The sequence below is a fragment of the Cohaesibacter gelatinilyticus genome (assembly GCF_900215605.1).
Classification (GTDB): Bacteria; Pseudomonadota; Alphaproteobacteria; order Rhizobiales; family Cohaesibacteraceae; genus Cohaesibacter; species Cohaesibacter gelatinilyticus.
On the sequence record NZ_OBEL01000001.1, the window covers coordinates 1,637,517 to 1,650,267 of the forward strand.

The following is a 12,751-nucleotide window of genomic DNA, read 5'->3' on the forward strand; positions in this document are numbered from 1 at the left end:
ACATAACGGATGCATAACCACAGGATACCAATCTGATGCCGATCACACTCCTTGATGGGGTTTTTCTCATTGTTCTGTTGATCTCTGCTTTTCTAGCCATGATCCGCGGTTTTGTCCGTGAAGTTCTCTCCATTGGTGCCTGGCTGGCCGCAGCTTTTGCTACCATCTATCTGTTCGATAAAGTGCTGCCCATGGTACAGGGATATCTGCCGCACCCGCTGATGTCACAGATCGCCACAGCTACCGGCATTTTCCTGATCACGCTGATCATCGTATCCTTCATTACCATTCAGATCTCGGACTTCGTACTGGATAGCCGTATTGGCGCTTTGGACCGTACACTCGGTTTTGTCTTTGGTGCCTTGCGCGGCGCCATCTTGATGGCGGTTGCCATGATTTTCTTCAACTGGTTCGTTCCTGAAAACCGCCAGCCAAATTGGGTTGCACAGGCAAAAGCAAAACCATTGCTCAATCAGGTCGGGGAAAAATTGATCAATCTGCTGCCGGAAGATCCCGAAGAGCAGCTGATGGAAAAGATCAAGGAACGCAAGAACAAAACTGAGGCCAATAATACAAGCTACAAGAGCAATCAGGCCAACGAACTCGACCAATTGGTTTCAAAATCCAGTCAGAGCAACTGACTGGACTACGGTTAGGATGTTTTTTTACCCATAACCAAAAAAGATAGCTGACCAACCGCACCAATTGCGCTATCAGAGCCATGAATGGGCACCTGTTGAGGACAGCATGGTGTCAAAGCGTTTCCAATACCTGCAAAGGATCGCAGCCATGATGGATTTGGGACACACCCCGACCACGTCTCAACCTTCTACCTCCGACGAATGGGATTTGGATGGCGACACACTGCATGAAGAGTGCGGTGTGTTTGGCATTTATAACGCCCCTGACGCCTCTGCCCTGACTGCTCTGGGCTTGCATGCTCTTCAGCACCGTGGACAGGAAGCCGCTGGCATCGCGACATATGATGGCAAGCATTTTCATCTCGAGCGCAGGTTTGGTTTGGTTGGCGACAACTTCTCTGATGCCAGCACCATGGAACGCCTTGCAGGTACTGCTGCAATTGGTCATGCCCGCTATTCAACAGCTGGTGGTGCTGCCCTTCGCAACGTTCAACCGCTTTTTGCAGAGCTGGATGGTGGCGGTATCGCAGTTGCCCACAACGGTCAGTTCACCAACGCAATGACCCTGCGTCGCTCGCTGATCAAACGCGGCTCGATCTTCCAATCCACTTCCGATTCCGAAGTCGTATTGCAACTCATTGCCAAAAGTCGTGAAAGCAACATCGTCGATCGCTTCATCGACGCAATCCGTCAGATGGAAGGTGGCTATGCACTCGTTGCCCTGACCCGAAAGAAACTGATCGGTGCGCGTGATCCTCTTGGCATTCGACCTCTGGTTCTGGGTGATCTGGACGGTTCTCCTGTGCTTGCTTCTGAGACCTGCGCACTGGATATGATCGGCGCCAAGTTTGTTCGTGAGATCGAAAATGGCGAAGTGGTCGTTTGCTCTGAAGATGGTGTAAAAAGCTATCGTCCATTCCCTAGACAGCCTGCACGTCTGGATATCTTTGAATATATCTATTTCTCTCGCCCGGATTCTGTTCTTGCTGGTCGCTCTGTTTACGAAATACGCAAAGCAATGGGCCGTGAGCTGGCCAAGGAAAATCCGATTGATGCTGACGTGATCGTGCCAATTCCGGATTCCGGCGTTCCCGCAGCCTTGGGTTATGCGCATGAAACCGGTATCCCATTTGAACTGGGCATCATCCGGAACCATTATGTCGGTCGGACCTTCATTGAGCCGACTCAGCAGATCCGTGCCCTTGGTGTACGCCTGAAGCACTCTGCCAACCGCGCGGTTGTGCAAGGCAAACGCATTGTGCTGGTTGATGACAGTCTGGTACGTGGCACCACCTCTTCCAAGATCGTCAACATGATGCGCGAAGCTGGTGCTTCAGAGGTGCATTTGTTACTGGCAAGCCCACCAATCACTCATTCCGATTATTACGGCATTGATACGCCAGAGCGTGAGAATCTGCTCGCCGCACAGTATGATCTGGAAGGGATGCGCAACTATATCGGCGCAGATTCCCTTGGTTTCATTTCAATCGATGGCATCTACCGCTCCTGCGGCTATGAAGGCCGCAACAACGATGCCCCACAATTTACCGACCATTGCTTCACGGGTGATTACCCGACCGCACTGGTGGATGTAGATGCGGCTGAAAACCACAGAGCAGCGGCCTTGCTGGTTGAGACTGATTAGGGTCTAAAGATACAGGGCTTACTTTTGATGATCAGCAAGTTCATAAGATCAAAAATAGAGCTGCACAAACGACAAGAAGAGTGATCATGACCGAGAAAAGACTGGATGGCCGAATTGCTGTTGTAACGGGTGCTTCTCGTGGCATTGGCTGGCATGCAGCACTGGAGTTGGCCCGCGAAGGCGCTCATGTCATTGCTCTGGCCAAAACCGTTGGCGCTTTGGAAGAGCTGGACGACAACATCACCTCCATGGGTGGATCTGCCACACTCGTGCCTCTCGATATTACCGACTATGACGGTCTGGATCGTTTGGGGGCAGCAATTTTCGAACGCTGGGGCAAGTTGGATATTCTGCTCGGTAATGCCGGTCAATTGGGCGCCATCACTCCGCTCGGCCATGCTGATCCAAAGAAAGACTGGGATAAGGTCATTGGGGTGAATTTGACCGCCAACTGGCGTCTGATCCGTTCTCTGGACCCGCTCTTGCGCCGTTCAGATTCCGCTCGCACACTTTTCATGACCTCTGGCGCTCCCCATAAATGCAAGCCTTACTGGGGTATCTACTCAGTTTCCAAAGCTGGCTTGGAAGCACTTGTGCGCACCTATGCAGGCGAATGCGACAAATTGCCAATCAATGCCAATTGCTTCAATCCTGGCCCAGTCCGTACTGGTATGCGTGCCAAGGCGATGCCGGGTGAAGATCCAAACACACTGCCACATCCAAGCGAGCTGGCCAGTCACATAGTGGAATGCCTAGTCCCTGAATGCCAGGAAAATGGCCGCATGTATGACTATCCTTCCAAGAGCTGGAAGGATTACGGCAGCCCGGTTGTCGGCTAACTGATTGTTCCAATCATTTCAAAACAAAACCCGCAAAGCCAGGCTTTTGCGGGTTTTGTTTTATCAGATCAGAATATCAAACTCTATTCAGCAGATTCACTCTGTTTTGTACCAGGGGACAAATAGCCCTGTTCGTCCTTTTCCAAAGCCTGACGCAAGCGCTCTTGTGCTTCGGATGCTTCACGCTGGCGATCCCACATGGAAGCATAAAGCCCTTTTTGTTCCAATAGCTCTCCATGAGTGCCTCGTTCCTTGATCAGGCCCTTTTCAAGCACGATGATCTCGTCCGCATTGATCACAGTCGACAGACGGTGTGCAATAACAAGGGTCGTTCGGTTTTTGGAGACCTGATCTAGCGCAGACTGGATTTCCTGCTCTGTGTGGCTATCAAGCGCGGAAGTTGCTTCATCCAGAACCAGAATGGGAGGAGCCTTCAAAATGGTCCGGGCGATGGCAACACGTTGTTTCTCACCTCCAGACAATTTCAAACCGCGCTCGCCCACTTCCGTATCAAACCCATCCGGCAAGCTCTTGATGAAGTCAGAGACCTGTGCCAATTGTGCAGCTTCTTCAATTTCACCGTTACCCGCATCAGGGCGCCCATAGGCAATATTGTAGCCTAGGCTATCATTGAACAGCACCGTATCCTGCGGCACCATCCCAATCCCTTGACGCAGACTATGTTGAGAAACATCCCGCACATCCTGTCCATCGATCTCGATGGCACCACCTTTGACATCGTAAAAACGATAAAGCAGTCGTGAGATCGTCGATTTACCCGCACCAGATGGGCCAACCAGCGCCACTGTTTTTCCAGCAGGCACATCAAAACTCACACCACGCAAAATTGGACGCTCTTCGTCGTAATGGAATTTTACATCGCGGAAGCGAATGTCCCCACCTTTGATTGCAATGGGCCCGGCACCATCTTTATCGACAATTTCAGGCTCCTCACGCAACAGCGAGAACATGGCTTCGAGATCCACCAGACCCTGCTTGATTTCACGATGCAGGAAACCAAAGAAATTGAGCGGCACAAAGAGCTGCATCAATAACGCATTGATCATTACAAAATCACCAAGCGTCTGCTCACCATTGATCACGGCTTGCGCGGACAGCCCCATACAGAGTGCCATGCCAATCGAAAAGATGGTGATTTGGCCAAAATTCAGCCATGCAAGCGAGATCCATGTTCGAATGGCCGACTTCTCGTATGAAGCCATGGAAACATCAAACCGCTTGGCCTCCAGTTCCTCATTGCCGAAATATTTGACAGTCTCAAAATTCAGAAGACTATCAATCGCCTTGGAGTGGGCTTCGTTATCAGACTCATTCATTGCACGGCGAATATCGATGCGCCAAGAGCTGACTGTTGCCGAGAACCAAACGTAAAAAACCACCAGAGCGACGACAACCACGACATAGATCCAGTCAAACTGATAGGCGATGACGCCCGCCATCAGAACAAATTGCAGCAATGTCGGAAAGGCGGAGAGAATGGTATGCCGAACAACGGATTCGATCCCCTTGGTACCGCGTTCGATCACTCTGCTGAGGCCACCCGTACGCCTTTGCAAATGAAAGCGTAACGACAAACTATGCATATGGCGGAATGTTTCGTCTGATAGACGTCGCACGGCATATTGGCCAACCCGGGCAAAAATTCCATCTCGCAGTTGTTCGAAGCCAATATTGACCACACGCCCCAAGCCATAGGCGATCACCAGGATGATAGGGACACTTAGCCAACCAATTGGACCGATACCGTCAACGGCATTGGGATCAGCCAGTGCATCTGTTGCCCATTTGAAAAAATATGGTGTGAACACATTGGCCATCTTGCCCAGCAGCAATGCCACCATGGCATAGCCTACCCTACGCTTCAGATCTTCCCGATCACTTGGCCAGATATAGGGCCAAAGCGTGCGCAGGGTTTGCCATACAGGAGCCTCGGCTCGAACCGTGCCCTCAGCCTCTGATTTATCTGGCTGTTTTTGCTCTGAATCTGAAGCATTAGGGGAAGTCTGTGTAGACGACTGAGCCATGGAGGATTGGTCCTTAGAAGCAAATCCAAAGGCATAGCCGAAAGTCAGACATGTGGTCTTCATGTCTGGCGGCAAACCACGAAACAAGTCATAGCAAGGCCAATGGAAGCATAAAACGTGAAAAGGGGCTTTCAGAATGTGAAAGCCCCTTTCTATTTAGGAACCCAATTGGGATTTAACAAGCACCCTTACTGAGAATTTACCACATCAGCACTCGGAGCTTCTACAGCATCATAATTTCGCTCCCATCCGTCTTCACCCTCAGGAAGGTCGAAAACCTGACCTGGGTAAATCCAGTGTGGATCGCGAATTTGCTCGGTATTACCATCATAGATGGTCGAGTAACGAATACCTGCTCCATAGACACGGCGAGCAATCTCCCAAAGGTTGTCACCACGACGGATGATCACCTTGCGGCTGTTCACGACTTGCGGAGTTACATCACCATTGGCCTCACTCGCAACAGCATTGGCAATCTGACCATTGGTCCCTGTATCTTGCGCTGCAGATCCATTTGAAGGTGTATCCTTCTTGGCCATAACAGGTGCTTTTTTCTCAAAGCTTACCTGAGCACGGGTCAGAACCTTGCCATCAGGGCCGCTCAGCAAATCAACGCGCACGTCGTGAGAACCCACACCCAATGAGATAGGGCCATCAAAGAGGAATGTGCCTGCCTCACTGCTCTCGCTATCACTGATCGCACGATTGTCAACATAAAGGCGCAGAACGGAACCGGCAGGCTTGGCATCACCCGCGACATAGAGCACATCACCTTCCAGTTCAATCGCCTTCACGGAAATGCTCGCCTGAACGGGCTCAACCGGTTTCTGCTGGACCATTTCTGTCTTGGCAGGCTCGGTCTTCATCATTTCAGTAGCATCGGCTTTAGGTTCAGCATCCACTAATGTCTTATCAGCCATCTCTGTAGGCTTCTCAGTCGCTTCCTTGTCTGCAGCGGACGCATCAGCCATGGCTTTCTTTGCCATGTCATCAGCTTTATCAGCCATTGCCTTGGCAGCATCCACAGCTTCGCCAGCTTTTTCCATGACCTTCCCGGCCACTTCTGCCGGTTTTTTGGCCATTTCAGTAGCTTTCTCAGCAAACTTGGCAACTTCCTGTTTTGGCTGAGTTTTTGCGATCTGTGCAAGGATCTTGGAAGCCTGACCCGGCTCACTTTCTACAACGAGCAGCTCACCACTTTCTGGAATAGCCACGGCAATATTGGATTTGGAGACAATCGGGTCCGCGCCTTCGTCAGCTTTGGCAGCAAGGCTAAGATCGTGAACCCCCTTGCGCAGTGCTTCTTCCAGAATCATCACCCAGGCGCCGCTGTCATCCGCCGTGGCTTTGGCCAGAACCCGGTCACCATTCATCAGTTCAACGATGGCACCAGGAGACGCCTTACCGGCAACGAGAGTATTGCCATCTGGCTCAACGCGCACAACATCAAAGCTTGGAACAATAGCGCCAGTTGTCAAAGTGTCCTTTGTGCTCTTGACAGCGTCGGTTGCTTTTGCCTCTGGCTTTGCTTCAGCGTTCTTGGTCATTGCGTCAGCAGCCTTGTTAGCAACCTCTTTTACAGGCTTGTTCGGTGCTTCCGCTTTACCAGTCTCTGCATCGGTGGTATGCGCCTCGTTTTTTGTGGTCTCTTCAGATGCAGGTTCCTCAGTCTTCTTCATATCTGCGACAGCTGCAGGCGCGGTCTCAGCAGACTTGTCGTCCTTGGCAGATTCAGAAGGCTTCTCCTCACCTTCTTTTTTTACCTCGGCATTGGCAACAGCAGATTTATCCGCTGCCTCGTTTTTTTTCGTCTCACCGGAGGTTGATGGTGATTGAGATGATGTTTGAGATGGCGTCGTGGTTACCACTTCCTGAGGTTCGGCTTTCTCAGCCTGCTGAACCATTTTATCACCAAAGCCAAACCAAGCCAGTACGGCACCCACGATCAAAACACCTATCGTGACCACAAGATTCTTGTTCTTCATAGCAATGTCACACTTCGCATCTCTCGACGCCCATCCGGGAGCTGAAATTTTTACCTATGTATCTCACCCCCATTTAACGACGAAAAATGGCCAAGACACAAGGATTTATAAAGACTTTCCAGCAGTTCCCTAACCTGTTTTCAGCCTGCGAGCAAGGGTAGATCACTTTTTGTATGAATCCAGCTTGACGGCAGCCCATCGGGGTGCGACTTAACTTTCATGGCTAAGTTGAAAAGAATCTGTGTCTATTGTGGCTCCGGCGCGGGAACTGATCCTGCTTATGCGGCTGCCGCCAAAATTCTGGGTCAGTCTATGGCTGAGCAGGATATCGAACTTGTCTATGGCGGCGGCTCTGTCGGCCTGATGGGCATCACAGCCCAAAGCGTCATTGACCATGGTGGTAGAGTAACCGGCGTGATTCCCCACTTCCTCAAAGAACGGGAAGTGATGCTGGACTCCGTCCAAAAACTTATCATCACGCAAGATATGCACGAACGCAAACGCAAGATGTTTGATTGCGCACAGGCTTTCGTTGCCCTGCCCGGCGGCATTGGCACCTTGGAAGAGCTGGTAGAAATGTTGACATGGGCTCAGCTAGGACGGCATAAAAAGCCGGTACTCCTAGCCAACATCAACGAATTCTGGGACCCACTCATGACGTTGCTTGACCATATGCGCGACGAACAATTCATTCGCAATGGAATGGAAGTCAACCATCTCGCCACGTCAGATCCCAACCAGATTGTTTCAATGCTCCAGCAGGCAGCAAATGTACTGGATGACGCGGCTCTTGCTGATGAAACTTGCAATGAGCCATTGAACAAGTTCTAGAAAATTCAACAAATATGACAACGGGCCGAAAAATCGGATTGTTCTCTTTCATGATGCTCCGACTGGCCCGTTGAACTCAACCAACTGATGGATCCCCTCTGAAACTCCATCCATAACAGGATCCTCCTCCAATGAACCATATGGCAGCCATTGGCATCGCCACAGCTCTGACCGTTGGTCTTTCCATCGGATTTCAGGGCATTTTCGCCGCACGGCTTTCCCTCGGCGACAACGCCATCAATTCCGGAATGCTCATAATTCTGGCAGGTGGCCTGATCGCAGCGGTACTGATGGCTGTCCTTGTCCCCACCGGTCACATCGAAATCGCCAAGCTGACCGGCCCGCGCATCTTCTATCTCACACTCTGTGCAATTGCTGGTATCATCATCGTTTCCGGCTCTGCATTTGCTTTCGCCAAAATAAGCCCAGCCGTGGCGGTTGCTCTCATCATTTTAGGGCAGATGACTCTCGCTCTTGCCGCTGACTATTTTGGCTGGACAGGACAAACACCGCAACCAATCGATTTGCGTCGTGTTGGCGGACTTGTTCTGCTCGTCGCAGCAATCTGGATGCTGATGCCTCGCTCTGAACCATAAGAGAACGAATGAATGAAAAGCTGACAAATTTAGAAGGCCGCCATCAGGTGGCCTTTTGCTTATTTGTCTTTTCCGCTCTTCGTGCCTGTTTGAACGCATCCAAGCTATAAATGATGACGGATAGCCAGATCAAACAAAAGGTCACGAACTTGTCCATGGTCAGTGCTTCACCTAACACAAAGACTGCCAGCAGGAATTGGATGGTCGGGTTCATGTATTGCAGTACACCAAGAGTGGAGAGCTTCATTCGCTTTGCAGCCGCAGAGAACCAAAGAAGTGGAAAATAGGTCGCGAAACCGGTCAGGATCAGCAAAATATTGGTTTTGCTATCACTGACAAAGAGATGCGCCTCACCAATCGCAAACAAATAGATCAAATAGCCAAATGCGAATGGGATGATCAGGACCAGTTCCACCAATAGTCCCAGATTGGGTCCGACATCAACGGTTTTGCGGATATAGCCATAACCTCCAAAGGACAAGGCAACAATCAGCGAAACAATCGGCAGTTCGCCCAACCAGATCGTCTGCAACACAATTGCCAATGCCGCCAAACCAATGGCCACCCACTGGGGAACAGAAAGACGTTCTGACAGAAAGACAAAACCCAGAGCCACATTGACCAGCGGCAAGATGAAATAGCCAAGGCTGGCTTCAGTTGCCTGTTGGTTGGTCACCGCCCAGATATAAGTCAACCAGTTGATGGAAATCAGTACCGAGGAAAAGAGCAAGGCCCGAAAGGACTTCTTGTTGCGCAGAACCGGCCAAACCTCGCCCCAACGTTTCTTGACCAAAAAGAACAGTCCAACGACAACCAGAGACCAGACCACCCGGTTGGACACCACTTCCAACGGTGTGACATGGGAAAGAGCCGCATAGTACAGCGTCAGCATTGCCCAGACGCCATAGGCGGAAACAGCAGCCAGCAATCCTAATTTTTGGTCGGCAAGAGCTTGAGCGGACAAATCCTGCCCGCCCTCTCCTTTTTCAGAAGAGTGATCCATCAATAGAGCTTTACAAATGGGTGAAACGCGCGCCTATCAGACTGTTGCTCCATTCTTGAGCAACTTATAGGTCACCGAATCCACCAAGGCTTGGAAAGAAGCGTCCACGATATTCTCAGAAACGCCCACTGTAAACCAACGATTTCCCTGTCCATCCCGACTTTCTATCAGCACACGGGTGATCGCACTGGTACCACCATTCAGGATACGCACCTTATAGTCGACCAGTTCCAGATTTTTTATCTTGTCCTGCAGTTTGCCCAGATCCTTGCGAAGCGCTATATCCAGCGCGTTCACAGGTCCCTGACCTTCGGCAACGGACATACGAACTTCACCATCTATCTCGATCTTGACGACTGCTTCGGACATGGTCACGATTTCGCCCCGCGCATTGAAGCGGCGTTCCACACCGACACGGAATGATTCCACTTTGAAATATTCAGGCACTTCTCCCAGATGACGACGCGCCAGCAATTCCAAAGACGCTCCAGCACCTTCATAGGCGTAGCCCGTCGCTTCCCGCTCCTTGATCACCCCAAGTAAGCTTGCAACGCGAGGATCTTTTTTATCTGCCTTGATACCCATACGCGCCAATTCATCCAACAGATTGGAAAGTCCCGCCTGATCTGACACCAGTACACGACGGCGATTGCCGATGGCTTCCGGAGCAACATGCTCATAAGTCGCCGGATCTTTCAAAATCGCAGAGGCATGAATACCGGCTTTGGTGGCAAAAGCACTTTGCCCGACATAAGGCAGATGTCGGTTGGGAGCCTGATTGAGCAATTCATCGAAATTGCGTGACACTGATGTCAAACGCGAGAGCTGTTCATCACTAACACCAATTTCCAAATGATCGGAAAATTCCGGTTTCAGCTTTAAAGTCGGAATAAGAGAGATCATATTGGCATTACCGCAACGCTCACCGATACCGTTCAAGGTACCCTGGATCTGGCGAACACCACCGCGTACAGCGGCCAGAGAGTTTGCGACAGCTTGCTCAGTGTCATTATGCGCATGAATACCAAGATTGTTTCCCGGCACCACGGAAGTCACATCCTTGACGATCTCATAGACTTCATGCGGAAGCGTGCCACCATTGGTATCGCAAAGCACCACCCAACGCGCCCCTGCTTCATAGGCGGTTTTGGCACAGGACAGCGCATAATCCCGATTGGCTTTATAGCCGTCAAAGAAATGCTCACAATCGACCATGGCTTCTTTTCCAGCAGCAATGGCAGCTTTAACAGAGTCGGCGATGCCTTCGAGATTTTCCTCATTGGTACAGCCAAGAGCCACTTTCACATGGTAGTCCCAGCTCTTGGCAACATAGCAGATGGCATCGGCTGAACTGTTGATCAGGCCTTGCACGCCCGGATCATTGGCAACGGAGCGCCCTGCCCGTTTGGTCATACCAAAAGCAGTGAAGGTGGCTTTTTCCGTACGCTTCTTTTCAAAAAACCGATCATCGGTCGGGTTGGCTCCAGGATAGCCTCCCTCGACATAATCAACGCCCAGCTCATCCAGAATTTTGGAAATGACAATTTTGTCTTCCACGGAGAAATTGATGCCATTGGTCTGGGCACCATCTCGCAAGGTGGTATCAAACAGATAGAGACGCTCTTTTGTCATGTCCTGGTCCTGTATCATTCGGGTCTTGTCTTATAAAAAACCCCGGCCCAGTTAGGGTCGAGGCCAGATCTATACTATCAATCAGCCTTCAAGGCTCCAACTGGTCTCAAATGCACCAGTTTCTTTGTTCTTGCTGTCTTTCAGTACAACGCCCATCTCGGCCAGTTTGTCACGCAGCTCATCAGACTTGGCAAAATCCTTGTTATTGCGCGCATCAAGGCGCTCATTAACAATGGCCTGAATGGAAGCTTCGTCTACATCAGCAGAACCAGCAGGACGCCATTCCGCCCATGCAGCAGGATCTTGCATCACAAGCCCAAACAGATCCTGCAAGCTGGCTTTCAAACCAGCAGCTGCACCCTTATCTCCTTGAGCAGCAAGGGCACGAAGCGCATGAAGACGTGCGATGGCCTTCGGCGTATTCAGGTCATCCGCTAATGTAGCAACAATTTCGGCATCAACGATTGATGGATCCACATCCGCAGTCACTGCATACCATTGATCCAGTGTCTTCTTGGCATCACGTACGCCGTCCTGCGTCCAGTTGAACGGCTTGGCATAATGAGTAGTCATCAGAGCAAGGCGGATAGCTTCTCCCGGCCATTGATCTATCAGCTCATGAGCAGTGATGAAATTGCCAAGAGACTTGGACATTTTCTCGCCTTCAACCTGAACAAAGCCATTATGCATCCAGACTTTTGCCATGGCGTCATTACCATGAGCACAACGGGATTGTGCGATCTCATTTTCATGATGCGGGAAGGTCAAATCAATCCCGCCGCCATGAATATCAAAGACTTTGCCAAGATGCTTCTCGCTCATGGCCGAGCATTCGATGTGCCACCCTGGACGACCAGCACCCCAAGGACTATCCCAGCTTGGTTCATTCTCTTTGGATGGCTTCCACAACACAAAATCCATCGGATTGCGCTTGTACGGTGCCACTTCCACACGAGCACCGGCAATCATGTCATCGATAGAGCGACCGGAAAGCTGGCCATAGTCAGCCATGGAATCAACGGCAAAAAGCACATGCCCTTCAGCAGCATAGGCATGGCCTTTTTCGATGAGCGTGCCAATCATGGTCAGCATCTCATCGATATGCTCGGTCGCACGCGGCTCAATGGTTGGGCGCATGACACCCAACGCATCCATATCCGCATGATAAATGGCCGTCGTCTCATCGGTCAGCTCACGAATGGAAATACCACGCTCTGCGGCCCGCACATTGATCTTGTCATCCACATCGGTGATGTTGCGCACGTAAGTCACATGATCCTGGCCATAAACATGGCGAAGAAGACGGAAAAGCGTGTCAAACACAACAGCAGGACGGGCATTGCCAATGTGAGCAGTGTCATAAACGGTCGGTCCACACACATACATCCGCACATTATTGGCATCAATCGGTTGGAAATCTTCCTTGTTACGGCTCAGCGTATTGTAAAGCTTGAGCTGAGCCTTATCACTCTTGGCAGTCATTGCCTTTTCCCATTCCTTGAAGCGCGGCTGCGCAAACTGTGTTTCTTGTCAA

General features: G+C 50.8%; 10 protein-coding genes. 5 read left to right on the forward strand and 5 right to left on the reverse strand.

Annotated features, from left to right (window positions below; genetic code table 11):
• Positions 1-35: 35 nt before the first annotated feature.
• From CRO57_RS07250 to CRO57_RS07260, 3 genes are all read left to right on the forward strand, one after another.
• Complete coding sequence (locus tag CRO57_RS07250) at positions 36-641, forward strand: CvpA family protein (RefSeq protein WP_097152621.1); 606 nt, start codon at positions 36-38, stop codon at positions 639-641.
• A 148-nt stretch (positions 642-789) separates the two neighbouring features.
• Entirely contained in the window at positions 790-2,286 is a 1,497-nt protein-coding gene (gene purF / locus CRO57_RS07255; protein WP_170955984.1) for an amidophosphoribosyltransferase, read from the forward strand.
• 86 nt (positions 2,287-2,372) lie between these two features.
• Positions 2,373-3,125 (forward strand): SDR family NAD(P)-dependent oxidoreductase, encoded by a 753-nt coding sequence (locus tag CRO57_RS07260; protein WP_097152622.1) that lies wholly within the window; start codon positions 2,373-2,375, stop codon positions 3,123-3,125.
• An 83-nt stretch (positions 3,126-3,208) separates the two neighbouring features.
• On the opposite strand, the gene CRO57_RS07265 is transcribed toward CRO57_RS07260, so the two are convergent.
• Together CRO57_RS07265 and CRO57_RS07270 are read right to left on the reverse strand one after the other, a co-directional pair.
• Positions 3,209-5,170, reverse strand: coding sequence for an ABCB family ABC transporter ATP-binding protein/permease (locus CRO57_RS07265; protein WP_097153271.1), 1,962 nt, complete (start codon positions 5,168-5,170; stop codon positions 3,209-3,211).
• A gap of 188 nt (positions 5,171-5,358) precedes the next feature.
• Positions 5,359-7,155: a LysM peptidoglycan-binding domain-containing protein gene (locus CRO57_RS07270; RefSeq protein WP_097152623.1), complete on the reverse strand. Its 1,797-nt coding sequence runs from the start codon at positions 7,153-7,155 to the stop codon at positions 5,359-5,361.
• Between the two features lie 219 nt (positions 7,156-7,374).
• On the opposite strand from CRO57_RS07270, the gene CRO57_RS07275 reads away from it, so the two are divergent.
• Together CRO57_RS07275 and CRO57_RS07280 are read left to right on the forward strand one after the other, a co-directional pair.
• Positions 7,375-7,986, forward strand: coding sequence for an LOG family protein (locus CRO57_RS07275; RefSeq protein WP_097152624.1), 612 nt, complete (start codon positions 7,375-7,377; stop codon positions 7,984-7,986).
• A gap of 131 nt (positions 7,987-8,117) precedes the next feature.
• Positions 8,118-8,582: a DMT family transporter gene (locus tag CRO57_RS07280; RefSeq protein WP_097152625.1), complete on the forward strand. Its 465-nt coding sequence runs from the start codon at positions 8,118-8,120 to the stop codon at positions 8,580-8,582.
• Between the two features lie 43 nt (positions 8,583-8,625).
• Here CRO57_RS07280 and rarD read toward each other — a convergent pair whose 3' ends face one another.
• The 3 genes from rarD to cysS form a co-directional block, all read right to left on the reverse strand.
• Positions 8,626-9,585, reverse strand: a complete 960-nt coding sequence (gene rarD / locus CRO57_RS07285; protein ID WP_097152626.1) for an EamA family transporter RarD — start codon at positions 9,583-9,585, stop codon at positions 8,626-8,628.
• 36 nt (positions 9,586-9,621) lie between these two features.
• Positions 9,622-11,217 (reverse strand): citramalate synthase, encoded by a 1,596-nt coding sequence (gene cimA / locus CRO57_RS07290; protein ID WP_097153272.1) that lies wholly within the window; start codon positions 11,215-11,217, stop codon positions 9,622-9,624.
• Between the two features lie 81 nt (positions 11,218-11,298).
• Positions 11,299-12,699 (reverse strand): cysteine--tRNA ligase, encoded by a 1,401-nt coding sequence (cysS, locus tag CRO57_RS07295; RefSeq protein ID WP_097152627.1) that lies wholly within the window; start codon positions 12,697-12,699, stop codon positions 11,299-11,301.
• Positions 12,700-12,751: the final 52 nt, after the last annotated feature.